The sequence below is a fragment of the Streptomyces antimicrobicus genome, from assembly GCF_020532625.1.
Classification (GTDB): Bacteria; Actinomycetota; Actinomycetes; order Streptomycetales; family Streptomycetaceae; genus Streptomyces; species Streptomyces antimicrobicus.
The window spans coordinates 1-24618 of sequence record NZ_JAJAUY010000091.1 but is presented as its reverse complement, the minus strand read 5'-3'; the positions used below and the strand labels follow the sequence as shown (position 1 = coordinate 24618).

The window sequence follows — 24618 nt, the reverse complement described above, 5'->3', positions numbered from 1 at the left end:
GGCAGTGGCCGCGGCCCTCAGGCCCGAGGCGGCGCCGACGCGCCGGAGGGCCGGTGCGCCCGCCCGGGTACCGGGCGTGGGCGGATCCCCTTGCACGAGAGGCCGGTGTGCCATGCCCGAAGACGTGCCGGTGGCAGAGCTGTTGCGCATAGAACGGGGCTGCGCGGAGCCCGAAGAGGTGGCCGCGATAGCCGTCGTGGTGGCGTGCCTGGTGGGACAGGCGTCCCAGGCCGCGCCCGTACGTCCCCCCGCTTCGGCCCGTCCGCACCGCCCCGGCGCGCGACGGGCCACCGGCTGTTGGGCCGGATGCTGGTCGTGCTGACGGCCGGTGGCACCCGCCCCTGACCGCCGGGCCCGGCGAACACCGGGCCCGCCGAACGGCCGGCCCGCCGAACGCCCGGCCCCACCAACGGCCCGGCCCGACCAACGGCCCGGCCCGACCAAGGGCCCGGCCCCACCGACGCCCGGGTCCCGCCGCCCTGCCTCGGAGCGGGCGACGGGACCCGGGGACCACCCTCAGGTCAGGAGCGGTGCAGCAGCTGCCGCATGACCTCCGTCAGCCGGGCCCGGGGGTCCGGGTCGGCGTCGGGCGAGCGCCAGGCCACGAAGCCGTCCGGGCGGACCAGGACCGCGCCCTGCACGCCGATGCCGTGGGCGTGCGTCCACAGCGTCTCGGCGTCCTCCTCGGTCACCAGGACCGCGTCCGTGCCGGCCGCCCCGACCGTGGGCGCCTCCAGCGCGACGCCGAGGTCCCGCGCCACCGCCTGGGCCGCCGCCCGCCAGGGCGTGCCGGGGCTGCTGAGCAGCACGAACGAGCGCTCGTAGAGGTCGAGGCTGGAGATCCGCTCGCCCGACCGGCTCAGCCACAGGTGCGGCGCCCGGGTGCCGGGCTCACCGGTGAGGCTGAGCTCGTCCGGGACCACCGGCTTGTCCGCGGCGCCGACGACCGCGCCCTTGGGGTAGCGGTAGCCCATGGCGGTGGCCAGCACCCCGCCGCCGGGCGGGCCGACGGAGACCGGCGGCGCGTACCCGGGGTGGCTGTGCTCGGCCGAGCGGGCCGAGGCGCGTTCGGCGGTGGCGAGGGCGACCGGGTGCCGTTCGACGTGGTAGGTGTCGAGCAGGTCCGGGCCCGCCTCGCCGCGCAGCACGGCCGCGATCTTCCAGGCGAGGTTGTGGCCGTCCTGGATGCCCGTGTTGGAGCCGAACGCGCCGGTGGGGCTCATCTCGTGGGCCGCGTCACCGGCGAGGAACACGCGGCCGGACCGGTAGGCGGTCGCCACCCGTTCGGCGGCGTGCCAGGGCGCCCGGCCCAGGATCTCCACGTCCAGGTCCGGGGCGCCGATCGCGCGCCGGATGTGGTCCGTGCAGCGCTCGTCGGTGAAGTCCTCCATGGTCTCGCCCGTCTCCGGCTTCCAGGGGGCGTGGAAGACCCAGTACTCCTGGTTGTCGACGGGCAGCAGCGCCCCGTCGGAGCCGGGGCGCATCAGGTAGCAGACGATGAAGTTGAGGTCGCCGAGGACCGCCCGCATCCCGCGCGAGCGGAAGGTGACGCTCACGTTGTGGAACAGTTCGCCGCTGCCGGTCTGCGGGATGTGCAGGGACTCCCGTACGGGGCTGCGCGGGCCGTCGCAGCCGATCAGGAAGTCCGCCCGGACCCGGGTGTGCTCGCCGGTGCGCAGGTCCTTGACCAGGGCGGTGACACCGTCGGCGTCCTGGTCGAAGCTCATCAGCTCCGTGGAGAAGCGGATGTCGGCGCCCTGACGGCCGCTCTGCTCGATCAGCACCGGCTCGATGTTGTTCTGGCTGCACAGGCACCAGCCGGTCGGGCTGACCGCGGCGAGGCCGCCGCGGCGCTGCGAGACGCCCTTGACCAGCCACTTCTGGGGGGATCCGTCGGTCAGGCACTCCGTCTGGAGGATGCCGTCGCTGTCCTTGAGCGCTTCGGCCGCCTTGCGGATCGCCGGTTCCGCGCGGGCGGTGCGGAACAGCTCCATCGTCCGGGCGTTGATGCCTCGGCCGCGGGGGTGAATGGAGGTGGCGGTGTGCTTCTCGACCAGCATGTGCCTGACGCCGTGGCGGCTCAGGAAGAGCGAGGTCGACAGGCCTACGAGTGAACCGCCCACGATGAGGACCGGTACGCGGTCTTCTGCGTTCTCTTCCATCGAGTGGGGTGCTCCTGTTCCTGAGGGGGATCGGAACTTCTATGCCCCCGCAGCCGCCGCCCGCACGGGCATTCACTCGCTCAGGCCTGTCGCCCGTTTGATCCGCATATCTCGCGCTTTCGTTCGGCGTGGGATGAGCATGAGGGACACCGACGCCCCGCACCGCACCGGTCGCTCGTGTCCTGACGAAGGTGTCCTGACGAAGGAGACAAGGATGACAACCACCCTTTCCGAACGGGTGTCGCAGTCGGCGTTCGACGGCTCCATGCTGCGGGTCGTCTTCCTCTGCGATCTCCACGAGGGGACCCAGCAGCAGTTCTTCGACGCGTACGAGCAGATGCGCCACCAGGTGGCGACCGTGCCCGGGCACATCAGCGACCAGCTGTGCCAGTCGTTCGAGAACCCCTCCCAGTGGCTGATCACCAGCGAGTGGGAGAGCGCCCCGCACTACTTCGCCTGGGTCAACAGCGACGAGCACATCGAGCAGGTCCGCCCGCTGAGCGTGTGCATGCGCAGCAACAAGGCGCTGAAGTACACGGTGCTGCGCGAGACCGGCCGCCCCTCCGACAAGCGCCTGCAGGCCGCTCCGCGGCTGGGCAGCGGCGTCGTGCGCCACGCGCTGACGTTCACGGTCAAGCCGGGCAGCGAGCCGAAGGTGGCCGCGCTGCTGGCGGACTACGCCTCCCCCGCGGCCCGCGTCGACGCGCAGACCCGGCTCGCCCGGACCACCCTGTTCATGCACGGCAACCGGGTCGTGCGCACGGTGGAGATCGAGGGCGACCTGATGGCGGCCCTGCGCCACGTGGCCAAGCAGCCCGAGGTGCGCGCCGTCGAGGAGGCCATCAACCCCTACCTGGTGCAGGACCGCGACCTCGACGACCCCGAGTCGGCCCGGATGTTCTTCATGCGGGCGGCGCTGCCCGCGGTCCACCACATCGCCGCGACCGAGGCCGACGAGCCGGACGTGCGCCGGCACGCCGTGTACTACCCGGCCAAGCCCGGCTGCGGCACGGCGGTCGCCAAGTTCCTGGCCCGCCAGGACGAGCAGGCCGCGCAGGACCCGGCGAGCCCGGTGCGCAGCAGCACCCTGTTCCAGCGCGACGACCTCGTGGTCCGGCTGCTGGACGTGCGCGGGCCGCTCGACGCCGACCCCGACCTGGCGTTCGGCGTCCGCGGCCGGCGCAAGGCGGCGGTGCTGGCCCGGCTGCTCGCCGTACCGGCGGCCTCCGCCGCCCGCCTGCTGGACCAGCAGACCATGACCCTCGTCACCGACCGGCGGGCCCCGGCCGAGCACTGACCGCGCCCTCCCACCCCTCCCGACCCCATCGAAGGGACACTGCCGTGACCGGATACGGCCCACGCATCGTGGACCTCAGCGACACCCAGCCCAACCGCAAGCGCGGCGGCGACCTGCGAGCCGTGCTGACGCCGACCACGGTCGGTTCCACCAGCGGGTTCATGGGCGTGGCCACCTTGAAGCCCGGCGAGTTCATCAGCGAGCACTACCACCCGTACTCGGAGGAGTTCGTGTACGTGGTCCAGGGCCTGCTGGAGGTCGACCTCGACGGCGAGCCGCACCCGCTGCGCACCGACCAGGGGATCATGGTCCCGGTCGACGTCCGGCACAGGTTCCGCTGTGTGGGCGACGAACCGGCCAAGATCGTGTTCCACCTCGGGCCGCTGGCCCCGCGCCCGGAGCTCGGGCACGTGGACACCGAGCCCTACCCGGTCACGGGCGAAGAGGACGACGGACGGCCCGTGATGTCCGTCGGGGGCGCGCCGTGAAGCGGCGGGTGGTGGTGACCGGGATCGGCGTGGTCGCTCCCGGCGGGATCGGGGTGCCGGCGTTCTGGGACCTGCTGGCCAACGGCCGTACGGCCACCCGGGGGATCTCCTTGTTCGACCCGACGGGGTTCCGCTCCCGGATAGCCGCCGAGGTCGACTTCGACCCCGCCGCGCACGGACTGACCTCCGAGGACACCGCCCGCGCGGACCGCTACATCCAGTTCGCGCTGGTCGCGGCCCGGGAAGCGGTCCGGCAGGCCGGCCTGGAGGTCGACGAGGACCACGCCTGGCGCACCGGGGTGTCCATGGGCACCGCGGTCGGCGGCACCACCCGGCTGGAGCACGACTACGTCGCCGTCAGCCATCACGGCGAGCACTGGGCGGTCGACCACACCCGGGCCGAGCCGCACCTGCAGCGGGCGTTCACCCCGGCGACCCTGGCCAGCGCGGTGGCGGAGGAGACCGGCGCGCGCGGCAAGGTGCAGACCGTCTCGACGGGCTGCACGTCCGGGCTGGACGCGGTCGGGTACGCCGTCCAGTCCATCGAGGAGGGCCGTCTGGACGTGTGCATCGCCGGCGCGTCCGACTCCCCGATATCCCCGATCACGGTGGCCTGCTTCGACGCCATCAAGGCCACCTCGCCCAACAACGACGACCCGGCCCACGCCTCCCGGCCGTTCGACGCCCACCGGGACGGGTTCGTCCTCGGCGAGGGCGGCGCCGTCCTGGTGCTGGAGGAGCTCGACCACGCCCGCCGGCGCGGCGCGCAGATCCTCTGCGAGATCAGCGGCTACGCGACCTTCGGCAACGCCCACCACATGACCGGCCTGACCACCGAGGGCCTGGAGATGGCCCGGGCAATCGAGGTGGCGCTGGACCAGGCGAAGGTGGACCCGACCGAGATCGACTACGTCAACGCGCACGGCTCGGGCACCAAGCAGAACGACCGGCACGAGACGGCGGCGGTCAAGCGGGTCCTGGGCGAGCACGCCTACAAGACGCCGATGACCTCCATCAAGTCGATGGTCGGCCACTCGCTCGGCGCGATCGGGGCCATAGAACTGGCCGCGTGCGTCCTGGCCATGACCCGCCAGGTCGTGCCGCCGACCGCCAACTACGAGACCCCCGACCCGGAATGCGACCTGGACTACGTGCCGAAGACCGCGCGCGACCGCGAGTTGCGCAGCGTGCTCTCGGTCGGCAGCGGCTTCGGCGGCTTCCAGTCCGCCGTCGTCATGACCAAGCCCCGAGGGACGATGTCATGAGCAGGACCCACCCCCCGCGCACGGCGGTGATCACCGGCATCGGGGTCGTCGCCCCGAACGGGACCGGCGCCGAGGCGTTCTGGAAGGCCACCCAGTCGGGCCTGAGCGTCCTCGACCGGGTCACCCGGGAGGGCTGCCAGGAGCTGCCCCTGTGGGTGGCGGGCGAGGTGCACGGCTTCGAGGCGGGGGCGTCGATCGAGGAGCGGTACGTCGTCCAGACGGACCGGTTCTCGCACTTCGCCCTGGCCGCGGCCGACCTCGCGCTGTCCGACGCCCGGTTCGGCCGGTCCGAGTGGGAGAGCGATCCCTACTCGGTCGGCGTGGTCACCGCGGCCGGCTCCGGCGGCGGCGAGTTCGGCCAGCGCGAGCTCCAGCGGCTGTGGGGCCAGGGACCGCGGTTCGTGGGCCCGTACCAGTCGATCGCCTGGTTCTACGCGGCGAGCACCGGCCAGATCTCCATCCGGCACGGCTTCAAGGGCCCCTGCGGGGTGGTCGCCAGCGACGAGGCGGGCGGCCTGGACGCCTTCGCGCACGCCGTACGGGCGATCCGGCAGGGCAGCGCCGCGGTACTGGCCGGCGCCACCGAGGCGCCCCTGGCGCCGTACTCGATCGCCTGCCAGCTCGGGTACGAGGACCTCAGTGCGCGCAAGGAGCCGGACCGCGCCTACCGCCCGTTCACGTCCGACGCCTGCGGCTTCGCGCCGGCCGAGGGCGGGGCCATGTTCGTGGTCGAGGACGAGGCCGCGGCCCGGCGCCGCGGCGCCCCGGTGCGGGCCTCGCTGCTCGGGCACGCCGCGACCTTCACCGGGGCCCGGCAGTGGGAGCGGTCGGCCGACGGCCTGACCCACGCCATCCGGGAGGCGCTCGCGGAGGCCGGGTGCGCCCCGGAGGAGATCGACGTGGTCTTCGCCGACGCGCTCGGCACCCCGGCGGCCGACGCCGCCGAGGCCCGGGCGATCGCGAAGGCCCTGGGCCGGCGCGGCCGGACGGTACCGGTGACCGCGCCCAAGACCGGTACCGGGCGGGCGTACTGCGCCGCCTCGGTGCTGGACACGGCGGCCGCCGTGCTGGCGATGGAGCACGGCCTGGTGCCGCCGACTCCGAACGTCTTCGACGTGTGCCACGACCTCGACGTGGTCACCGGCACCGCCCGCCCGGCCGAACTCCGGACGGCGCTGGTGCTGAGCCGGGGCCTGATGGGGTCCAACTCGGCACTCGTCGTTCGCAAAGCCCCCGCGGACCCGTCCGCGTAGGACTCGTCTAGGAAGAGAGAAGTCGATGTCCGACCGACTGACGCTCGAAGAGCTGGCCGCCCTGATGAAGTCCGGCGCCGGCATCACCGTCGACCCCGCCGAGCTGGCGAGCCGACCCGACGCCCGCTTCGACGAGTACGGCCTCGATTCACTGGGCCTGCTGGGCATCGTCGGCGAGCTGGAGAACCGCAGGGGCCGCTCGCTGCCGACGGACGCCGACCGCTGCCAGACCCCCCGCGAATTCCTCGACCTGGTCAACAACAGCCTGATGACAGGAGCCTGAGACCACCATGCCCGGACACACCGACAACGAGATCACGGTCGGCGCCCCCGTCGACCTCGTGTGGGAGATCACCAACGACCTCCCCAACTGGCCGCACCTGTTCAGCGAGTACTCCTCGGTCGACATCCTCCACCAGGAGGGCGACACCACGCGGTTCCGGCTGACCATGCACCCGGACGAGAACGGGACGGTGTGGAGCTGGGTGTCGGAGCGGACCACCGACCGCGAGGGCCTGAAGGTGCACGCGCACCGGGTCGAGACGGGCCCGTTCGCGTACATGAACATCCGCTGGCACTACGCGCCGGTGCCCGGCGGCACCACGATGCGCTGGGTGCAGGACTTCGAGATGAAGCCGGACGCGCCCGTGGACGACCACGGGATGACCGAGCGGATCAACTCCAACTCGAAGATCCAGATGGCCCTCATCCGCGAGAAGATCGAAGCCCGCGTCGGCTAGCGCCGCCGGACGAAGGACTCCCACCCCATGCACCGCACCCTCATCGTCGCCCGGATGGCACCGGGATCGGCGCCCGACATCGCCGAGCTCTTCGCCGCCTCCGACCAAGGGGAACTCCCCGACGTCGTCGGGGTGACGGGACGCAGCCTCTTCCAGTTCGGGGAGCTGTACTTCCACCTCGTGGAGTCGGACCGGCCGACGGAGGCGCAGATCGCCAAGGCGGCCTCGCACCCGGAGTTCCAGCGGCTCAGCAAGGACCTCCAGGCGTACGTCAGCGCGCACGACCCGGCCACCTGGCGCAGCCCCAAGGACGCGATGGCGCACGAGTTCTACCGCTGGGAGCGCTCGGCCGCCCGCTGAGCGGCGCCGCGGCGGTGGCCGCCGGCGCACCGGCTTGCGCGACGGGCCTCCCCCGGAGGCCCGTCGCGCATGTCTCTGGTTGACTGACGGACCATGCTGAACATCGGATCGGTCGTGCTGGGTGTGTCCGACGTGCCGAGGGCCGTGGCCTTCTGGAGCCGGGCGCTGGGTTACGAGCCGCGGGACCGGCTGCGCGACGGCTTCGTGCTGCTGCGGCCCGCGGACGGCGGCTCCGGGCTGCCGGTGGCGCTCATGCGCAGCGGCACCGAGGCCCAGGAGCGGCCCCGGGTGCACCTGGACCTGTACGCGGGCGACGCGGCGGAGCAGGCCGCCGAGGTCGAGCGCCTGGTCGCGCTCGGCGCCCGGCGGGTGGCGTGGGACCTGTACCCGCCGGACCCCGACTTCGTGGTCCTCGCCGATCCCGACGGGAACCGTTTCTGCGTCATCGACACCTCGAGGTAGACCGACCGCCTCGACCGACACCTCCAGGTAGGACACATGGACGACCTCAACGCGCTGGCCGAGGAGCACCTGGCCGCGGCCCGGGAGCATCCGCACGGGCGCAGCGCCCATCTGGTCCTGCACGACCAGCCGCTGCGCCAGAGCCTGATCGCGCTCACCGTGGGAACCACCCTCGACGAGCACCTGTCGCCGCCCGCGGGTTCCCTGCTGGTGCTGCGCGGCACGGTGCGGCTGACCGCGGCCTCGGGCGACGTGGAGCTCGGGCCGGGGTTCCTGCACGCGCTGCCGCCCGACCCGCACGCGCTGACGGCGCTCACGGACGCCGTGCTGCTGCTCACCGCCGTCAATCCGTGACGGGTCACCGGTCCCGCAGCAGGCCGGCGTAGCGCTCCAGGTCGATGTTGCCGCCGCTGACGATCACTCCGACGCGGCGGCCCCGCAGTCGGCCGGCGGCCGCGCGCAGGCCCGCCAGGCCCAGGCAGCCGGTGGGCTCCACGACGAGCTTGAGGTACGTCGCGAACGTGTGCATCGCGTCGACGAGTTCGGCGTCGGTGGCGGTCAGGATCCGCGGCGGGTCCTGGCTGAGGACGCCGAAGGGCAACTCGCCCATGAACTGGGTCTGCGCGCCGTCGGCCAGGGTCTCGGGCGTGTCGATGCGCACGATCCGCCCTTCGCGCAGGGAGCGCCGGACGTCGTCGCCCGCCTCGGGCTCGACGCCGTGGAGCTCGCAGCCCGGGGAGAGGGCGCGCGCGGCGAGGGTGGTGCCGCAGAGCAGGCCCGCGCCGCCGACCGGGACGAACAGCGCGTCGAGGGTGCCGACTTCCTCGAACAGCTCCAGCGCGGCGGTGCCCTGTCCGGCGATGATGTCCGGGTGGTCGTACGGCGGCAGCAGGGTGAGCCCGCGGGTCCGGGCCAGCTCCCGCCCGATCGCGACCCGGTCCTCGGTGTACCGGTCGTAGCGGACGACCTCGCCGCCGTAGGCCTTGGTCGCGGCGACCTTGGCGGCCGGGGCGTCGTACGGCATGACGATCGTGGCCGGGATGCCGAGCTCGGCGGCGGCCAGCGAGACCGCCTGGGCGTGGTTGCCGGAGGAGAAGGCGACCACACCGGCGCGGCGCTGCTCGGGGGTGAAGCGGCTGAGCGCGTTGAAGGCCCCGCGGAACTTGAACGCGCCCGTGCGCTGGAGGTTCTCGCACTTGAACACGACCCGGGCGCCGAGCTGTTCGTCGACGAGTCGGGAGCTGAGGACGGGGGTGCGGTGGGCGTGCCCGGCGATCCGCCGGGCCGCCGCCCGCACGTCGTCGGGGGTGGGGAGGCCGTGGGACAGGTGTGTACTCATAGGACGCTCCTTTCCACACCTGTCCCCCGCCCAACCTCCGTCCCGGGCGTCAGTCGAGCTCGTAGGTGAAGGTGTACGGGACCGTGGTGCCGCCCTGGCGATGGGTGAAGCTGCCGGTGCCGCGCAGTCCGGCGAGCTCCCCGGTGCCGCTGCCCGCCACCACCTCGAAGGTGCAGTGCACGGTGCCGTCCGCCCCGAACACCCCGCGCTCCTCGGCGACGAAGCTGCCGCGGCGGCCGTCCAGGGTGCCGGTGAAGACCTCCAGGCCGGTGAAGCTGCCGGTCTCGGGGGTGAGGTAGACGTTGGTGTAGGCGCACGCGGTGCCGGCGGCCTCGATGCCCCCGGTGAAGGTGTTGGCGACCGAGGCGCGGCTGAGCCGGGGGCTCGCGTCCTGCGCGGTCAGGGACTGCTCCTGCCAGTCGTCGTACGTGAAGTGGCCGGAGGTCTGCACGGGCATGGAAGGTCCTTTTCGTCCAAGGCGCGGATCAGGTGGGGCGGCCGTGACGGGTCTTCCCCGGGCCGCCTGCGACCAGCTTTCCGCCCGTACCTGACATCTTCTGTCAGGTACGGCGCACAATGGGGGCGTGCGCGCCGACCGGCTCCTGACGATCCTGCTGCTGCTCCAGAGCCGCGGGCGGCTGACCGCGCCCGAACTCGCCGCGGAACTGGAGGTGTCCGTGCGCACGGTCTACCGGGACCTCGACGCGCTCGGCGCGGCGGGCGTCCCGGTGACGGCCGACCGCGGGCCGGCCGGGGGGTACCGGCTGATGGACGGCTACCGCACCCGCCTGACCGGGCTCACGGACGCCGAGGCCGGCTCGCTGTTCCTGGTCGGCGCCCCCGGGCCCGCCGCGGAGCTGGGGCTCGGGGCGGAACTGGCCACCGCGCGGCTCAAGCTGCAGGCGGCCCTGCCGGACGGGCTCGCGCGGCGGTCCCGGCTGGTCCAGGAGCGCTTCCACCTGGACGCCCCGGCCTGGTTCCGGGACGCCGACCCGGTGCCGCACCTGGCGGCGGTGGCCCGGGCGGTGTGGGAGGCGGAGGTGGTACGGGCCGACTACCGGCGGTGGAACGGGGAGCTGCGCCGCCGCACGCTGCAGCCGCTGGGGCTCGTCCTGAAGGGCGGCATCTGGTACGTGGCGGCGCGGGTCGGGGGCGGCGAGCCACCCGGGGCCGCGCCGCCGGTGCGCACCTACCGGGTGTCGCGGCTGCTGGACGTGGAGCCGACCGGGGAGCACTTCGAGCGGCCGGTGGACTTCGACCTGGCCGGGTACTGGACGCAGCAGTCCCGCCGCCTGGAGGACGCGCTGCTGCGGCACACGGCGCGGATCCGGCTCTCCCCCCGGGGACAGCGGCTGCTGCCGATGCAGTTCGGGGCGGCGGGGGCGCGGGCGCTGGCGGGGGCCGGGGAGCCGGACGGGGCCGGCTGGGTCGAGGTGGACCTGGCCGTGGAGACCGAGGCGGTCGCGGTCGGGGACCTGCTCCGGCTCGGCGTGGAGGCCGAGGTCCTCGGCCCGCCCGCGCTGCGCGCGGCCGTCGGACGGGCGGCGCGGGTGCTGGCCGGGCGCTACGAGGAGTGCGGCGCGGGCCCCGGGGTGGACTGACCGTGAGCCTCCGCTTCCCTGTACCCCTGGCCGGATCCCTCCGGTCGAACGGGGGTCAACTCCTAGAGTCGGCGCCATGAGTGACACACGTGACATGAGTGGTCAGACTGCCCAGATCGGCTGGGGTAGCCAGAGCGGTCGGAGTGGCCAGAGCGGTCGGAGTGGCGAGGGTGACATAGCCGGCGGGCCGGGGCGCGGGCCGTCGCGGCGCGGCGTCGTACGCGCCGCCGTCGCGGGCGCCGGCGCGGTCGCGGTGGCGGGCGCGGGGACCGCCACGGCGCACGCGGACGGCCGCCGGCGCGGCGCGCCGACCTTCGTGCTGGTCCACGGCTCCGGCAGCAACGCCTCCGGCTGGAACGCGCTCTCGGCCGAGCTGGGCCTGCGCGGGCACCGGGTCGTCGCCGTGGACCTGCCCGGTCACGGGGCCGGCGCCTTCTTCCCGGCGTCCTACCAGGCCCAGGACCTGGAGCGGTTGCGGACCGAGCCGTCCCCGGTCTCCAAGGTCACCCTCGCGGACTGCGCGGCGTACGTGACGGACGTGGTCCGCCGGGCGCACCGCCACGGGCCGGTGGTCCTGGTCGGCCAGAGCCTCGGCGGCGCCACGGTCACGGCGGTCGCCAACCAGGTCCCGGAGCTGCTCGCCCACCTGGTGTACGTCTGCGCGTTCTGCCCGACCCAACACCCTTCGGTGCTCGGGCTGATGATGACGCCGGAGGCGTCCGGCAGCGCCCTGTTCCGCCTCCCGTCGGTGCGGACCCCGCCCGAGCTCGGCGTGGGCCGGGTCAACTGGCGCTCGGCCGATCCGGCGTTCCTGGCCGCCGCCAAGGACGCGCTCGCCGCCGACCGGACGGACACCGAGCTGCTGGCCCTGCTCAACACCCTGGAGCCGGACGAGTCGCTGGCCGTGTCCACCGCCGAGTCGGCGGGGCTGGCCGGGGCGTGGGGCCGGGTGCCGCGGACCTTCCTGCGGTTCACCGAGGACCGGGCGATCCCGCCGGCCCTGCAGGACCTGATGATCCGGGAGGCGGACGAGACGACCCCGCGCAACCGGTTCCGGGTCCGCTCGTTCGCCGCGCCGCACGTCGGCCCGCGCGACCCGGGCGTGCTGGCGGACGCGCTGGACGAGGTCGCGCGGCTCTGCCGCTGACCCCGCGCGCCGGGCCGCACCGCCATGAGCGGTGCGGCCCGGCGTGCGGGTGGCGCGGGTGGCGCGGGTGGCGCGGGTGGTGGCGGCGCGGGTCGCGGCAGGCCCGGCCCGCGGGGATCAGTTCCGGACGAGCAGGACCACGCCCGCCGCCACCACGGCCAGCACCAGCGCGAGCACTCCGTAGCGGGGCTGCGGGAAGCGCAGCCCCGGCAGGAAGCGGTCGGCGGCGTAGCGGCCGGGGCCGGTGAGGGTCAGGGCCGCCGCCCCGGCGGTGAGCAGCAGCTCGTACTCGATGCCCTTGGGAGCGAAGAACGAACCGGTGCCCTTGACCGCGAGGACGTTCAGGAGCGTGCCGACCAGCGCGGCGCCGGCCAGCGGGGTGAGCAGACCGAGGGCCAGACCGAGGCCGCCGAGGGTCTCGGCGAGACCGGCGACCACCGCCATGGCCTCGCCCGAGGGGTATCCGCTCATCTCGAAGAACTGCCCGGTGCCCTTGATCCCGCCGCCGCCGAACCAGCCGAACAGCTTCTGGGTGCCGTGGGCGGCCATGGTGAGGCCGAGGACCACGCGGAGCAGGAGCAGGCCCGTGTCGCGGGCGGCGGTGGACTCCGCACCGGCGGACCCGGAGGCGGACCGGGCGGCGGGGGAGGCAGTGGTGGGAGAGGTCATCGGAGGGCTCTTCCGTGGGGACGGGGACGAGGACGCAAGTGGTTCGAATTCGAACTACCTGAGCCCGACCCTAGCCGCTCATTCGAATTGGAACAACCTCGCGTAGGGTGAACGACATGGGTGACACGAGATGGCTCTCCGCCGAGGAGATGCGGGCCTGGAACGCCTTCCTGGCGGCGTCCGCCCTGCTGAACCGGCAGCTGGAGCAGCAGCTGAAGGACGACTCCGGGCTCTCCCACCCGCAGTACGAGATCCTGGTCCGGCTGTCCGCGGCGCCGGACGGCGAGCTCCGCATGACCGAGCTCGCCAACGGCCTGATCAACTCCAAGAGCGGCCTGACGTACCAGGTCACGCAGCTGGAGAAGGCCGGGCTGGTGCGCCGCCGCACCTGCCCGACCGACGTCCGCGGGGTCTACGCCGTCCTGACCGACGCCGGTCGCCGGCGCCTGGAGGAGGCCGCTCCCGGCCATGTGGCGGCGGTCCGCGCCCATCTGATCGACGTCCTCACCCCCGAGCAGATCACGGCCGTCGCCGACGGCCTCGGCGAGGTCACCGCCCGGCTGCGCGCCCTCGGCCGCTGAGCCACCGGGCCGCCGGGCCGCACCCGCTCCGGCCGCGGCCGCGCCTACCGCGCCGACCCCGGCTCCGGCTCCGGGATGAAGCCCGAGGCGTGGAAGTAGCGGATGTAGGCGTCGAGCAGGGCGGCGTCCACCGGCGGGCAGTGCAGTCCGCTGCCCGCCAGGTCCCGTTCGATCCGGTCCCGGCCCAGCTGCGGGAAGTGGTCGGTCGCGCAGAGCTCCTCCAGGGTGAGCTCCCCGCCCGCCGCCACGGTGGTGAAGCGGGGCGCGAACGGGGTGAACGAGTGTCCCGGCCGGTCGGCGAGGTGGGCGGTCATCGCCTCGGTCCACTCCCGGTAGCCGATGGTCTCGATCCGGTGCCCGTGGGCGCGCAGCCGCTCGACGAGGTCCGCGAGGACCGCCTCGCGCGGATTGGTGAGGTGGTACGTCTGCCCGCTCGCCTCGGTGTGCAGGGCGAGGTGGACGATCGCGGCGGCGGCGTGGTCGACCGGGACGAGGTTGAGCGCCACGGGCAGATCGGGGGCCAGTCCCAGTTCGCAGATCAGCTTGAACAGCTCGCACAGCGCCGCCCCGCTGTTCCACACGTGGCCGCGGGTGGCGCCGGTGATCTCGTGCGGCCGGTGCACGGCGGCGGGCAGCCCGGCGAGGGCGGCCTTGCGGACGAGCCCCTCGGCGACCCACTTGCTCTCGGTGTAGCCCATGGACAGCAGCTCCACGTGGTCCAGCGGGGTATCCTCCCGGACGTGCCGGACGCCCGCGGCCCCGAAGCCGTGCACGACGCCGATGGTGGAGACGAAGTGCAGCGGCACCGCGCGGGCGGCGGCCAGCGCGATCACCTCGGCCGTGCCGTCCACGTTGGCCGGGCGCAGCTGCTCGTACGGGTAGAGGAAGTTGACGTCGGCCCCGCAGTGGTGGACGACGTCCAGGCAGGAGGCGAGCTCGGCGTGGGCGGCCCCGGTCAGGCCCAGCCGCGGCGCGGCGAGGTCGCCGAGGTGGATCCGGATCCGGCCGACGGGCAGCGGCTCGGTGATGCCGTGCCGCGTCCGGGCCCCGGCCAGGCGCCGCAGGGCGTGCTCCTCGTCACGGGCCTGGACCAGCAGGTGCAGCTCGGCCCCGGTCCGCCTCTCCAGCTCGTGCAGCAGGTGGGCGCCGAGGAAGCCGGTGGCGCCGGTGAGCAGGACGTGCCGGGGGCGGCGCCAGTCGGGGCGCGGTTCGGCTGCCGTCAGCACGGGCGGGACGGGCCGGTCGAGGTCGGGCAGCCAGCGGTCGGCGACGGGCAGCCGGGACGGGGTCGGAAGTCCGCGGACGGTGGCGGTGACGGCCGCGGTGAACGCCTTGAGGGTGGGCTGCATGAGGAGGTCGCCGACCAGCCGGTAGCTGTGCGAGCCGCCGATGGACAGGGCGTCCTGGACCAGGCGGACGAGCTGGGAGGCGGTCAGGGAGTTGCCGCCGCGGGCGAAGAAGTCGTCGTCGCCGTCCTGCGGGGCGTCCTGGGGGAGGGTCCGGTTCCAGATCGCGGCGACCACCTCGGCGACGGTGGCCGGCGCGGCGTCGGCCGCCGCCGGGTGGCCACCGGGAGCGGCCGGTTCCGGTTCCGCGGTGAGGGCGAGCAGGGCGGCGCGGTCCACCTTGCCGTTGGTGGCCAGCGGCAGCTGCTCCAGCACGGTGATGCTCGCGGGGACCATGAAGGCGGGGAGCCGGGCGGCCAGGTGGGCCCGCAGCTCGGCGGCCGTGGGGCCGCCGGCGTCCGGGCCGGTGGCGGCGAAGAGGGCGAGGGAGCGGGTGGCGCCGTCCTCGCGCGGCAGGACCGCGCAGTCGGTGACGGCGGGGTGGGCGGTCGCCGCGTCGCGGATCTCGCCGAGCTCGATGCGGAAGCCGCGGACCTTGACCTGGTCGTCGCGGCGCCCCCGGAACTCCAGGAGCCCGTCGGGCAGTCGGCGTACGAAGTCACCGGTGCGGTAGACCCGGACGGGTCCGGTGCCGGGGTCGACGGTCACGAAGCGGCGGGCGCTCTCGGCCGGGTTGTTGAGGTATCCGGCGGCGACGGCCGGGCCCCCGACGCACAGTTCGCCCTCCTCCCCCGGCGCGGCCTCGGTGCCGTCCTCGCGCAGGACGTGGCAGACGGTGTCGGCGATCGGGCGGCCGATGGGCACCCCGGTGGCGCCCTCGGGGACGTGCTCGACCCGGTGGGCCGTCGCCACGCAGGCCGTCTCGGTGGGGCCGTAGGCGTTGACCAGGTGCTCCGGGCCGCCCTGCGCCAGCACCCGGCGGGCGGCGTCGGGCCGCAGGGCCTCGCCGCCGGTGAGGACGTAGCGCAGGTCGGCGAAGGTCTCCGGGCGCTCCTGGGCGATCTGGTGGAAGACGCTGGTGGTGGCGAACATGACGCTGATCCGCTGCTCCCGCAGGAAGGCGTGCAGGGCGTACGGGGCGAGCAGGAGCGTGGAGTCGGCGGGCACCAGGCAGGCGCCGCCCAGCAGGGCGGGCCACATCTCCAGCACGGAGGCGTCGAAGGACAAGGTGGCGGCGTGCAGCACCCGGTCGGTGGGACGGACCTCCAGGAAGCCGTTGTCGACGGCGAGGCGCACCAGGCCGCGCCGGGGCACCGCCACCGCCTTGGGGCGCCCGGTGGTGCCGGAGGTGAACATGACGTACGCGGGGGCCTCCTCGGCCCCCGCGGCGAGGGGCGGCTCCTGCCCGCCCTCGGCCCCGGCGGCGGTGCCCGCCGCCAGGACGCGTTCGTAGTCCCAGGTGGGCCGGCCGGTGGCGGTCGCCGCGCCGGGCAGCCGTACGACGGCCACCGCGGCGGCGTCGTCGAGCATGCCGGCCACGCGGGCGGCGGGCAGGCTCTGGTCGAGCGGCAGGTACGTCGCCCCGGCGCAGACCGCGCCGAGGAGGGCGACGCAGGCCTCGGCGCCGCGCGATCCGGCCACGGCGACGACGGCGCCGGGCCCCGCCCCGAGCGCGCGCAGTCCGGCCGCGAACCGGGTGACGAGGGCGGCCAGTTCGGCGTAGGTGAGGCGGGTGCCGCCGGGCACGTCGACGGCGATCCGGTCGGCGTGCTCCCGGGCCCGTTCGAGGAACAACTGCCCGAGCGGGCGCCCGTGCACCTCCGACCGCCGCGGTCCCGCTGCCGCCACCGGTGCCGCTGGCGGTGCCCCTGCCGTCGCGACCGGCCCCACCGGTCCCGCCGGTCCCGCCGTCCCCATCGGCCCCGTCGCCGCGCCGTCCACCGCCATGACCCACCCCTCTCGCCGACCACAGAACAAAAAGAGCGCTCTCTTTTGTGCGAGGGTAGCCAGCGGAGCGGCCGGGCGGCCCGCGGCGACGGGTTCCGGCCAGCGCGCCCCGGAATTCGGCGCGAATCAGACCGCTTCGGCGGCGGGCACGGCCGGCGGCAGCAGGGCCAGGTCCGCCGCCTCCAGCCGCAGCCCGGCGGCGGCCGCCGAGTCGCGGACCGAGGCGGGGCGGGAGCCGCCCGGGATCGGCAGGACGGTCGGCGACAGGCCCGAGAGCCAGGCCAGGGCCACCTGCTGCGGCGAGACGCCGTGCCGGGCGGCCACGGTGTGGAACGGGGTGCCCGAGGCGGGGACGGACTCCCCCGGCCCGTCCAGGGCACTGCGGGAGACGCCCCCGAGCGGGCTCCACGGCAGGAAGGCCAGGCCCAGTTCGGCACACAGCCGCAGCTGCGGATCGGCGTCGCGGACGGCCGGGGAGTACCGGTTCTGCACCGACACCAGACGCTCGCCCAGGATCTCCCGCGCCTGCCGGATCTGGTCGGTGGTCACGTTGGAGATCCCGGCCAGCCGGATCACCCCCCGGTCGGCGAGGTCCCGCAGCGCCCCGACCGAATCGGCGAACGGCACGCCGGGGTCGGGCTTGTGCAGCTGGTACAGGCCGATCGCCTCGACGCCGAGCCGCCGGGCGGAGGCCTCGGCGGCGGCCCGCAGCCGGGCCGGGTCGCCGTCGACGCTCCAGCCCCCGTCGGCCGTGCGGCCCCGCCCGCCCTTGGTGGCCACCAGGACCTCGCCCGCCCCGGCGGCGCCGTACGCGGCCAGGGCACGGGCGATCAGCAGCTCGTTGTGGCCGGGCTCGCCGCCGGGCGCGTAGTAGGAGTCGGCGGTGTCGATCAGCGTGATCCCGGCGTCGAGGGCGGCGTGCACCGTGGCGACGGCCCGCTCCGGGTCGGGTCGGCCCTCGATCGACAGGGGCATGGCGCCGTAGCCGATCGCCGAGACGGTGCCGAGGCCGGCGAGGGTCAGGGTGCGCATGTCAGTTGCCTTCCAGGGTTTCGGCGACGGCGCGGCGGAGCCAGTCACGGGTGTGGGAGAAGCGGAAGCCGAGCCGCTCGGCGTAGGAGTTGTCCATGCCGTAGGAGCGGGCGAAGGAGAACGGCGAGGGCTGCGGTCCCCCGCCCACGCCCCCGTCCCCGTCCCCGTCCCCGGGCGCGGCCGCCGGCCGGTAGTCGGCCCGGTACGGGCCGCCGGGCAGGGCCTCGGCCACGGCCGCCACGATGTCGGCCGTGCGGAGCGGCCCGTGGGCTGCGGCGTTGACCGGGCCGGTGAACTCCTGCCGGGTCGCCCAGTCCAGGAACGCGGCGATCTCGTCGACGTGGATGTACGTGGCCGGGTGGTTCGGCACGCTCACGCCGATCGGCTCACCGGCGCGCAGCCGGTCCGCGTAGTGGGCGACCCGGCCGGTGAAGTCGTCGGCGCCGCCCAGCACATGGGCCACGCGAACGGCTACGTACGGCAGTCCGGGCGCGGCGGCGAGGACCGCCTCCGCCTGGCGCTTGCCCTCGCCGTAGCGCGCGGCGGCCACCTCCGGGTCCTCCCAGCGCAGGTCGAGGTCCACCGGCACGGCCAGCGGGTCCACGGCGCCCTCGGCGAGCGGAGCGGCCGCGTCCTGGTACTCGTACACCTCCACGGTCGAGGTCATGACGTACCGCCGGGTCCGGCCGGTGAACACGCGGGCGGCGACGGCCGCCTGGCGCGGGGTGTAGCAGACCTGGTCGACGACGACGTCGAAGCTCCGGCCGGCGAGCGCCGCGGTCAGCGAGGCCTCGTCGTCGCGGTCGGCGACCAGGTGCAGCGCGCCCGGCGGGGGTGGCGCCGAGCCCCGGTTGAGGACGGTCACCCGGTCACCGGAGTCGAGCAGCGAGCGGATCAGCCGTTTGCCGAAATAGCGGTTCCCCCCGATGACCAGCACCTCGCGCGGCGTCTGCTCCAGCATGCTCGTGCCCCTTCCCACCTGCGGTTTTCCAGTGACAAGTGTTACGTTGGGGCCGTCTTGCCTGAAGGGGGAAACGTGGGAGATCCGGCCGTCGCACCGAAGGAACCGCGGCAGGGGCGCCCCGGCGCCCACGATTCGTCGGTGGCCTTCGACCAGGTGGACCGGCACCTGCTCGAACTGGTCCAGCGGGACGGCCGGATCAAGCTGAGCGAGCTGGGCCGGCGGATCCGGCTGAGCCCGGCGGCGGTCGCCGAGCGGCTGCGCCGGCTGGAGGCGTACGGGGCGGTCACGGGGTACGGGGCCCGGGTGGACCCGGCGCGGCTCGGCTACGGGATCCAGGCGTTCGTCCGGGTGAACCCGCACGGCGGCTACACCCTCAAGCACCCGCGGACGCTGGAGCTGCTGGAGCGCCCGGAGCTGGTCGAGGCGCACCACGTGGTCGGTGAGGACTGCTGGATCCTGAAGGTGGCCGTGACCGACACCCTCCATCTGGAGGAGATCCTCGGGGAGATCTCCGCGCTCGGGCGGACGACGACCTCGGTGGTGCTCTCCTCCCCCGTCGGCGGGCTGCACGGCAAGCCGCTGCTGCCGCCGACCGCGCCGACCGGCTGAGCGGGCCGACCGCCCGACGGGTGACGGGGTGGCTCAGGCGGGCCCGGCGGCCCGCTCCGGCACCCCGGACGGCACCGCCTCGCACACGATCTCGGGGGCGCGGGCGCAGGTCAGCACGTGCCCGCACGGTTGGAGCACCACCTCCACGGGGCCCTCGCCCGGCGCGCTGCGCCAGGACACCCGCTGCGCCCGCGTTCTGCACAGAGGGCAGCTCGGCAGGGCGGAGCTGCTGTTCATGGTTCCTCCTCGCAGGAAACGGGCCGGTGGGCGCACTCTGTCACGGAGATCGTCCGCTGCCGAGGGCCGTTCCCGAATCGCAACCCCTGCGGGGCCGCTCAGGCGCCGGCGCGCAGCGGATTGGGCAGCGGCAGGTAGCGCGCGGAGGCTCCGTCGGCCCGCGTCCAGCGCAGCAGCAGATTGGTCTTGCCGGGCAGGGCCGGGGCGGCGAGCAGCTGCGGGATCTCGGGCAGGGGGTGTGCGGCGTGGTGGCGCAGGAACGCGGCCCGGGCCGCCGGCCAGAGGGCGGGGGCGGCCTCGGGGTGGTGGTGGGCGAGGGTCGCGGCGATCTCCGAGAGGTGGTTGACGACCAGGCAATACACCAGGCGCTCCCAGGCCTTCGGGCGCGGTGTGGCGGGCATCAGCTTGACCCCTTCCGCGTCCCGGAACAGGGCCTGCACGGGCAGGCCCGAGGCGTCCACGGCCACCAGGGTGTTCTGGACGTGCGCCTCCAGGACGACGCCCTGCGCGAACAGGTCGAGCACGGGCGGCACGACCTGCCGGAGGTAGGCCTCCCACCAGCCGAGCGGGTCGGCGAGGTCCGGGACCGGGCTGCCCTCGAAACCCTCGGCCAGCGCGGCGGCGAGCAGCGGCGTCGCGCCGGGCGTGACGTGCCCGCCCAGGCCGTCGCGGACCAGGACGGCCAGCTCCTCGAAGGCGGAGCCGGCGGTGCGGTAGCCGCGGTCGCTGAGCCAGGCGGCGGGCGAACCGGTCCGCGAGCGCAGCCCGGCGAACGCCGCGACGACGGCCGCGTCGGTCCGGCGCAGCGCCAGCAGGTCGTGCCGCCACAGCCGGCGGACGTCGTTGGTGACGCGGACGTCGAGGCTGAACTTCAGGAACAGGTCCGCCTCCGGCACGTACACCGTGCGCAGCGAGGCCGTCGGGTGCACCGGGGTCCGGCTCGGGCCGAGGTGCACCAGGCGGCCGTCGGCCAGTTCGGGCCGGTCGCCCAGCAGCGCCAACTGCCAGGGGTGCGCGGGCAGCGTCCGGTAGCCGGCCGGGGCCGGCGGGGCGCCGAGCCGTTCGGCCAGGGCGTCGAGCGCGTCGGCGCAGTGCGCGCCGCCCTCCGCCACGAGCTGGTCCTCGCGCAGGCCGAGGAAGGTCAGCGGGAAGCGGGCGTGCGCCTCGGGCGCGTACGGCAGCCAGCTCGCGGCCGGCGCCCCGCCGCGCGTCTTGGGGGCCGGGTGGTACGGATGCCCCATCAGCAGGGCCTGTTCGGAGCGCAGGTACGGGTCCGCGGGCGGGGTGGCGGCGGCCCGGGCCGCGAGGAGGGCGGCGACGACCTCGCGGCTGTCGGCCATCTCGCCGAGCAGTTCGTCGTTCGGCACGCCGGTCAGCAGCCGCAGTTCCTCGCAGGCGAGCTTGAGCAGTTCCGGGTGGGTCAGGCGGTGCCAGCCGGCCGAGGTCCACAGCCGCGGGTGGCCGGGTTGCCGGCCGGCGCGCACCAGCAGCCGTCGGCCGCTCGCGCGCAGCCGGTGGGCTCCCGCGGCCGTGCCGTCGGGGTCGGCGGCCTCGCGCAGGAGGCAGTTGAGCAGCGGGGCGGCGGCGTACGCGTCAGCGGTGGCGTCCACGGAGTCCATTCGGAAGAGTGCGTTCTGGATACAGATTATTGCGTGATCATGAAGTGGTGCGATTGTCCGCCTGGAGGAGGAGTGCCGTTCTGGACCGCAGTCTTTACCCCACCCGCGCCGAGGAGTCCGTCGCCGCCGAGCTGAGCGCCGTACGGCCGTCGCTGGACGCGGCGTACGCGGCGGCGCTGCCCGGCGCGCGGGCCGCCGTACTGACCCGGCTGTGGCGGGGGCTGGCGCACGATCCGCTGCCGTGGGTCCGGGCGCGCGAGGAGACGCGCGACGGGCTGACGTTGCGGCTGGCGGACGGGAGCCGGCTGCACGGCCCCCTGCCCGATCCCTACGCGACCGACGCCTACGTCGACCAGGTCGAGCTGGACGGCGTGCCGTACCGGCAGCCGGCCCGGCTGGTCACGGCGCTGGGGGTGGCGCACGCGACGGAGTTCGCCGTCGAACTGGACGACAGCACCGCCTCGCTGGCGCTGTCCCGGGCGGGGCGGGGGCCGGTCCGCCCCGACCTTTGGCCGGATGCGGGTTGGCAGTGGGAGCAGCGGGTCGTCGACGGCCACCCCTACCACCCCAACTGCCGCTCCCGTCCCGGCTTCACGGTCGCCGAGCAGCTCGCGTACGCGCCCGAACACGGCCCGGTGGTGGAGCTGGGGGTGGTGCCCGTGCCGCCGCGGGAGTGCCTGGTGGCCGGGGACTGGCCGCGGGAGCTGCGGGACGGCGACCGGATCCTGGTGCCCGTGCACCCCTGGCAGGCCCGGCACGTGCTGAAGTCCCCGGTGGAGCCCGGCACGGCGGCCCATCCGCTGATGGCGCTGCGCACGCTGGCACCGGCCGGGGGTGGGGGGCCGCACGTCAAGACCGCGCTCAGCACCCGGCTGACGTCGTCGGTGCGGGACATGTCGGTGTACTCGGTCGAGAACGCGGAGGCGGTGTCGGCGTTCGTCGAGTCGCTGGCGGCCCGCCTGGAGGGGCGGCTGCACATCACGCGGACGGTCGGCGCGGTGTCGGCGTACACCCCGGACCTCGCCGCGCTGCTGCGGGAGCCGCCGGAACGGTTCGCCGACGCCGAGCGCGGGGAACGGGTGGTTCCGGTGGCCGCGCTGACCACCACCGACCTGGTCCGCTCGGCCTCCTGGCTGGCGGACTTCGCCCGGCTGGCGCTGACGGTGTGCCTGCGGGTGCTGGAGCTCGGGGTGGCGCTGGAGGCCCACGGTCAGAACCTGCTGGTCGTCCTCGGTCCGGACGGGGCGCCGCTGCGGCTGGTCTACCGCGATCTGGCCGACATCCGCATCAGCCCCGCGCGGCTCGGCCGGCACGGCATCGCGGTGCCGCCGATCGCGGGGCGCATGGTCACGGACGACGTGGCGGTGCTGCGCCGCAAGCTGTTCGGTTCGCTGGTCTCGGGTGCGCTCGGCGCGACGGCGGGTTCGGCGGCGGCGCTGGGCGCCGCCCTGGCCGCGGCGGCGCCCGCGCTGCCGCCCGGCCCCGACCGGGAGGCGCTGGTGGCCCGGCCGCTGCCGGTGAAGGCGCTCACTCTGATGCGGTTGAGCCCGGGGGTGCCGGGCGACCTGTGGACGGAGGTGGCGAACCCGCTGGGGTGACGCGAGGGGCGGGGCGGCCGGCGGACCGGCGGACCGGCGGACCGGGCGGACGAGGCGGACCCGGCGGACCGGGCGAACGGGGCGGCCCCGGCGGCCCCGGTAGCTCCGGCAGGCCTGGCAGACCCGGCGCGCCGGGCGCGGACCGCGCCGTCCGCGCGGGCGGTAGGCCATCAGGGGGAGTTCGCGGGCGTTCGGGGGCGGTGGCGGGCCCCGCCGCGCGGGGAAACCTCGCGGGCGGTGGCAGTAGTGGAGGGCATGAACCTCACTCGCCGCCGGGTCCTGGCCTGCGCCACCGGTGCCGTGCTCGCCCCGCCGGGGGCGGCGCGAGCCACGGCCCGCGCGGCGGACTTCGCGGCGCTGCGGCGGGACCTGGACGGTGCGGTGGTCCTGCCCGGCGACGCCGACTACGCCGAGGCACGACAGCTCCACCAGCCCCGCTACGACGCGGTGGCGCCCGGCGCCGTCGCCTACCCCGCGCACGAGCGGGACGTGGCGGTCTGCCTGGCCTTCGCCCGCCGGACCGGGGTGCCGCTCGTGCCGCGCGGCGGCGGCCACGGCTACGCCGGCTGGGCCACCGGGACCGGGCTGGTGGTCGACACCGGGGCCCTCGCGGCGGTGGCCGCCGACGGCGACGGCGCGGTACGGGTGGGCGCCGGGGCCCGACTGGGCGACGTCAACGCCTCGCTCGCCGCCCGGGGCATCGCGGTACCGACCGGCCTGTGCCCCTCGGTCGGCATCGCCGGCCTGACCCTGGGCGGCGGCCTGGGCGTGTCCAGCCGGGCGTACGGGGCCACCAGCGACCGGCTGACCGGGGTCCGGCTGGTGACCCCGGACGGGACGGTCCGGGACGTGGACGCCGCCCACGATCCCGAGCTGTTCTGGGCCCTGCGCGGCGGCGGCGCGGGCAACTTCGGCGTGGCGGTGGAGTTCCGCTTCCGGTCCCATCCGGTCGGCGACTGCGCCTTCGCCGAACTGCACTGGCCGTGGCGGGACGCGGCCGCCCTGCTGGGCGGCTGGCAGCGGTGGCTCACCGCGCTGCCGGACGCGTTCTGGAGCCAGGTCGAGTTCGTGGTGGAGTCCGGTGCCGGGGCGCGGAGCGGGGCGCGCAGCGGGGCGGGGGCCGCGGACGGCGGTCCGGTGCCGACCGTCCGCATCGTCTGCCTGACGGGCGGCCGGAGCGACCTGGACCGTCAGCTGACGCGGCTGGCGGACCTCGTCGGTCCCCGGCCCCAGGACGTGCACGTGACCACCGGGGACCACGGGGCGACGATGCGGCTGCTCGCGGGCTGCGCGGACCGCCCCGCCGCGCAGTGCCGGGTACCGGGCCGGCTGCCCGGGCACGACCCGCGGGGCCGCCTGGGGCGGGACGACTACGCCGCCCGCTCGGACTTCTGGCCGCAGGACGCCTTGTCCGCACCGGCGGTGGAGGTCGTCCTCAAGGCCCTGGCCGAGGCCGAGGCGGTGGCACGGGAGCGGCCGGGCGGCGGGCGGTGCGTGGTGCAGTTCGACGGGGTGTGCGGCGGGGCGCTGAACCGGGTGCCGCCCGGCGCGACGGCGTTCGTCCACCGCACCAGCGCGTTCCTGGCCCAGTACCTGGCGTACTGGCCCACGGCGGGGCCGCCCGAGGAGGCCGGCCGGCAGCAGGCCTGGCTGAACCGGCTGTGGCGGGACCTGCGGCCCTGGGCGGGCGGCAGCGCGTACCAGAACTACGCCGACCCGCAGCTCACCGACTGGCGCACGGCGTACTACGGCGCCAACCTGGCCCGCCTGGAACAGGTCAAGCGGGCCGTCGATCCTGACCGGTTGTTCCGTTTCCCCCAGGGGGTCTAGCACGCATGCGCCCGACGACGCGGAGCAGAGCGTTCCGCCACGCCTTGATCACGGCCACGGCAGCGACGGCCGTCCTCACCGCGGCCCTGCCCGCCACACCGGCCCCCTTGCTGAGAGGCCCGACACCCCGCG

At 75.1% G+C, this 24618-nt stretch carries 25 protein-coding genes; 16 read left to right on the top strand and 9 right to left on the bottom strand.

The window, feature by feature from the left end:
• Nucleotides 1-112 precede the first annotated feature (112 nt).
• Nucleotides 113-322, top strand: a complete 210-nt coding sequence (locus LG632_RS20890; protein ID WP_226728922.1) for an acyl-CoA carboxylase epsilon subunit — start codon at nucleotides 113-115, stop codon at nucleotides 320-322.
• 199 nt (nucleotides 323-521) lie between these two features.
• Here LG632_RS20890 and LG632_RS20885 read toward each other — a convergent pair whose 3' ends face one another.
• A complete protein-coding gene (locus LG632_RS20885) occupies nucleotides 522-2162 on the bottom strand; it encodes an FAD-dependent oxidoreductase (RefSeq protein WP_226728921.1) in 1641 nt (546 codons plus the stop codon).
• 214 nt (nucleotides 2163-2376) lie between these two features.
• Here LG632_RS20885 and LG632_RS20880 point away from each other — a divergent pair, with 214 nt between their 5' ends.
• The 9 genes from LG632_RS20880 (at nucleotide 2377) to LG632_RS20840 (ending at nucleotide 8381) form a co-directional block, all read left to right on the top strand.
• Complete coding sequence (locus tag LG632_RS20880; RefSeq protein ID WP_226728920.1) at nucleotides 2377-3459, top strand: SchA/CurD-like domain-containing protein; 1083 nt, start codon at nucleotides 2377-2379, stop codon at nucleotides 3457-3459.
• A gap of 44 nt (nucleotides 3460-3503) precedes the next feature.
• Entirely contained in the window at nucleotides 3504-3947 is a 444-nt protein-coding gene (locus LG632_RS20875) for a cupin domain-containing protein (RefSeq protein WP_226728918.1), read from the top strand.
• Nucleotides 3944-5212, top strand: coding sequence for a beta-ketoacyl-[acyl-carrier-protein] synthase family protein (locus tag LG632_RS20870; RefSeq protein WP_226728917.1), 1269 nt, complete (start codon nucleotides 3944-3946; stop codon nucleotides 5210-5212). Before LG632_RS20875 ends, LG632_RS20870 begins: the two co-directional genes overlap by 4 nt.
• Nucleotides 5209-6465 (top strand): beta-ketoacyl synthase N-terminal-like domain-containing protein, encoded by a 1257-nt coding sequence (locus LG632_RS20865; protein ID WP_226728916.1) that lies wholly within the window; start codon nucleotides 5209-5211, stop codon nucleotides 6463-6465. The genes LG632_RS20870 and LG632_RS20865 overlap by 4 nt, the downstream gene beginning before the upstream one ends.
• Before the next feature lie 25 nt (nucleotides 6466-6490).
• Complete coding sequence (locus tag LG632_RS20860; protein WP_226728915.1) at nucleotides 6491-6748, top strand: acyl carrier protein; 258 nt, start codon at nucleotides 6491-6493, stop codon at nucleotides 6746-6748.
• A gap of 7 nt (nucleotides 6749-6755) precedes the next feature.
• Nucleotides 6756-7205 carry an SRPBCC family protein gene (locus LG632_RS20855; RefSeq protein ID WP_226728913.1) on the top strand — a complete coding sequence of 150 codons (450 nt, stop codon included), beginning with the start codon at nucleotides 6756-6758 and terminating at the stop codon, nucleotides 7203-7205.
• A 27-nt stretch (nucleotides 7206-7232) separates the two neighbouring features.
• Nucleotides 7233-7565, top strand: coding sequence for a TcmI family type II polyketide cyclase (locus tag LG632_RS20850; RefSeq protein WP_226728912.1), 333 nt, complete (start codon nucleotides 7233-7235; stop codon nucleotides 7563-7565).
• A gap of 93 nt (nucleotides 7566-7658) precedes the next feature.
• A complete protein-coding gene (locus tag LG632_RS20845) occupies nucleotides 7659-8027 on the top strand; it encodes a VOC family protein (RefSeq protein WP_226728910.1) in 369 nt (122 codons plus the stop codon).
• Between the two features lie 36 nt (nucleotides 8028-8063).
• Nucleotides 8064-8381, top strand: coding sequence for a cupin domain-containing protein (locus LG632_RS20840; protein ID WP_226728908.1), 318 nt, complete (start codon nucleotides 8064-8066; stop codon nucleotides 8379-8381).
• A gap of 4 nt (nucleotides 8382-8385) precedes the next feature.
• On the opposite strand, the gene LG632_RS20835 is transcribed toward LG632_RS20840, so the two are convergent.
• Together LG632_RS20835 and LG632_RS20830 are read right to left on the bottom strand one after the other, a co-directional pair.
• Nucleotides 8386-9366: a threo-3-hydroxy-L-aspartate ammonia-lyase gene (locus LG632_RS20835; RefSeq protein ID WP_226728907.1), complete on the bottom strand. Its 981-nt coding sequence runs from the start codon at nucleotides 9364-9366 to the stop codon at nucleotides 8386-8388.
• A 49-nt stretch (nucleotides 9367-9415) separates the two neighbouring features.
• A complete protein-coding gene (locus LG632_RS20830) occupies nucleotides 9416-9823 on the bottom strand; it encodes a DUF3224 domain-containing protein (protein ID WP_226728904.1) in 408 nt (135 codons plus the stop codon).
• 127 nt (nucleotides 9824-9950) lie between these two features.
• On the opposite strand from LG632_RS20830, the gene LG632_RS20825 reads away from it, so the two are divergent.
• Complete coding sequence (locus tag LG632_RS20825) at nucleotides 9951-10967, top strand: helix-turn-helix transcriptional regulator (protein WP_226728903.1); 1017 nt, start codon at nucleotides 9951-9953, stop codon at nucleotides 10965-10967.
• A 76-nt stretch (nucleotides 10968-11043) separates the two neighbouring features.
• Complete coding sequence (locus LG632_RS20820) at nucleotides 11044-12114, top strand: alpha/beta fold hydrolase (protein WP_226728902.1); 1071 nt, start codon at nucleotides 11044-11046, stop codon at nucleotides 12112-12114.
• A gap of 117 nt (nucleotides 12115-12231) precedes the next feature.
• On the opposite strand, the gene LG632_RS20815 is transcribed toward LG632_RS20820, so the two are convergent.
• Entirely contained in the window at nucleotides 12232-12783 is a 552-nt protein-coding gene (locus LG632_RS20815) for a DoxX family membrane protein (RefSeq protein ID WP_226728901.1), read from the bottom strand.
• Nucleotides 12784-12899: 116 nt separating this feature from the next.
• Here LG632_RS20815 and LG632_RS20810 point away from each other — a divergent pair, with 116 nt between their 5' ends.
• Entirely contained in the window at nucleotides 12900-13364 is a 465-nt protein-coding gene (locus LG632_RS20810) for a MarR family winged helix-turn-helix transcriptional regulator (protein WP_226728899.1), read from the top strand.
• A 44-nt stretch (nucleotides 13365-13408) separates the two neighbouring features.
• Here the strand turns inward: LG632_RS20810 and LG632_RS20805 are convergent, their stop codons facing one another.
• The 3 genes from LG632_RS20805 to LG632_RS20795 form a co-directional block, all read right to left on the bottom strand.
• On the bottom strand, nucleotides 13409-16468 hold the full coding sequence (locus tag LG632_RS20805) for an amino acid adenylation domain-containing protein (RefSeq protein ID WP_226728898.1): 3060 nt from the start codon (nucleotides 16466-16468) through the stop codon (nucleotides 13409-13411).
• A 255-nt stretch (nucleotides 16469-16723) separates the two neighbouring features.
• The gene (locus tag LG632_RS20800) at nucleotides 16724-17629 is read right to left on the bottom strand and encodes an aldo/keto reductase (RefSeq protein ID WP_226728897.1); all 906 of its coding nucleotides are present in this window, start codon (nucleotides 17627-17629) and stop codon (nucleotides 16724-16726) included.
• Nucleotide 17630: 1 nt separating this feature from the next.
• Nucleotides 17631-18590, bottom strand: coding sequence for an NAD-dependent epimerase/dehydratase family protein (locus LG632_RS20795; protein ID WP_226728895.1), 960 nt, complete (start codon nucleotides 18588-18590; stop codon nucleotides 17631-17633).
• Nucleotides 18591-18731: 141 nt separating this feature from the next.
• On the opposite strand from LG632_RS20795, the gene LG632_RS20790 reads away from it, so the two are divergent.
• Entirely contained in the window at nucleotides 18732-19202 is a 471-nt protein-coding gene (locus tag LG632_RS20790; protein WP_226728894.1) for an Lrp/AsnC family transcriptional regulator, read from the top strand.
• A gap of 33 nt (nucleotides 19203-19235) precedes the next feature.
• Here LG632_RS20790 and LG632_RS20785 read toward each other — a convergent pair whose 3' ends face one another.
• Both LG632_RS20785 and LG632_RS20780 read right to left on the bottom strand, forming a co-directional pair.
• Nucleotides 19236-19439: a hypothetical protein gene (locus tag LG632_RS20785; RefSeq protein ID WP_226728893.1), complete on the bottom strand. Its 204-nt coding sequence runs from the start codon at nucleotides 19437-19439 to the stop codon at nucleotides 19236-19238.
• Between the two features lie 98 nt (nucleotides 19440-19537).
• Nucleotides 19538-21058, bottom strand: coding sequence for an IucA/IucC family protein (locus LG632_RS20780; protein WP_226728891.1), 1521 nt, complete (start codon nucleotides 21056-21058; stop codon nucleotides 19538-19540).
• Between the two features lie 47 nt (nucleotides 21059-21105).
• On the opposite strand from LG632_RS20780, the gene LG632_RS20775 reads away from it, so the two are divergent.
• On the top strand, nucleotides 21106-22656 hold the full coding sequence (locus tag LG632_RS20775; RefSeq protein ID WP_226728889.1) for an IucA/IucC family protein: 1551 nt from the start codon (nucleotides 21106-21108) through the stop codon (nucleotides 22654-22656).
• Nucleotides 22657-22911: 255 nt separating this feature from the next.
• Nucleotides 22912-24486 carry an FAD-binding oxidoreductase gene (locus LG632_RS20770; protein ID WP_226728888.1) on the top strand — a complete coding sequence of 525 codons (1575 nt, stop codon included), beginning with the start codon at nucleotides 22912-22914 and terminating at the stop codon, nucleotides 24484-24486.
• The last annotated feature ends 132 nt before the right edge of the window (nucleotides 24487-24618 follow it).

Bases quoted from the DNA above. Each gene is read 5' to 3' on its own strand.
- LG632_RS20890 (WP_226728922.1), top strand. From the start codon at position 113: ATGCCCGAAGACGTGCCGGTGGCAGAGCTGTTGCGCATAGAACGGGGC.
- LG632_RS20885 (WP_226728921.1), bottom strand. From the start codon at position 2,162: ATGGAAGAGAACGCAGAAGACCGCGTACCGGTCCTCATCGTGGGCGGT.
- LG632_RS20880 (WP_226728920.1), top strand. From the start codon at position 2,377: ATGACAACCACCCTTTCCGAACGGGTGTCGCAGTCGGCGTTCGACGGC.
- LG632_RS20865 (WP_226728916.1), top strand. From the start codon at position 5,209: ATGAGCAGGACCCACCCCCCGCGCACGGCGGTGATCACCGGCATCGGG.
- LG632_RS20860 (WP_226728915.1), top strand. From the start codon at position 6,491: ATGTCCGACCGACTGACGCTCGAAGAGCTGGCCGCCCTGATGAAGTCC.
- LG632_RS20855 (WP_226728913.1), top strand. From the start codon at position 6,756: ATGCCCGGACACACCGACAACGAGATCACGGTCGGCGCCCCCGTCGAC.
- LG632_RS20850 (WP_226728912.1), top strand. From the start codon at position 7,233: ATGCACCGCACCCTCATCGTCGCCCGGATGGCACCGGGATCGGCGCCC.
- LG632_RS20845 (WP_226728910.1), top strand. From the start codon at position 7,659: ATGCTGAACATCGGATCGGTCGTGCTGGGTGTGTCCGACGTGCCGAGG.
- LG632_RS20840 (WP_226728908.1), top strand. From the start codon at position 8,064: ATGGACGACCTCAACGCGCTGGCCGAGGAGCACCTGGCCGCGGCCCGG.
- LG632_RS20835 (WP_226728907.1), bottom strand. From the start codon at position 9,366: ATGAGTACACACCTGTCCCACGGCCTCCCCACCCCCGACGACGTGCGG.
- LG632_RS20830 (WP_226728904.1), bottom strand. From the start codon at position 9,823: ATGCCCGTGCAGACCTCCGGCCACTTCACGTACGACGACTGGCAGGAG.
- LG632_RS20820 (WP_226728902.1), top strand. From the start codon at position 11,044: ATGAGTGACACACGTGACATGAGTGGTCAGACTGCCCAGATCGGCTGG.
- LG632_RS20815 (WP_226728901.1), bottom strand. From the start codon at position 12,783: ATGACCTCTCCCACCACTGCCTCCCCCGCCGCCCGGTCCGCCTCCGGG.
- LG632_RS20810 (WP_226728899.1), top strand. From the start codon at position 12,900: ATGGGTGACACGAGATGGCTCTCCGCCGAGGAGATGCGGGCCTGGAAC.
- LG632_RS20800 (WP_226728897.1), bottom strand. From the start codon at position 17,629: ATGCGCACCCTGACCCTCGCCGGCCTCGGCACCGTCTCGGCGATCGGC.
- LG632_RS20795 (WP_226728895.1), bottom strand. From the start codon at position 18,590: ATGCTGGAGCAGACGCCGCGCGAGGTGCTGGTCATCGGGGGGAACCGC.
- LG632_RS20785 (WP_226728893.1), bottom strand. From the start codon at position 19,439: ATGAACAGCAGCTCCGCCCTGCCGAGCTGCCCTCTGTGCAGAACGCGG.
- LG632_RS20780 (WP_226728891.1), bottom strand. From the start codon at position 21,058: ATGGACTCCGTGGACGCCACCGCTGACGCGTACGCCGCCGCCCCGCTG.
- LG632_RS20770 (WP_226728888.1), top strand. From the start codon at position 22,912: ATGAACCTCACTCGCCGCCGGGTCCTGGCCTGCGCCACCGGTGCCGTG.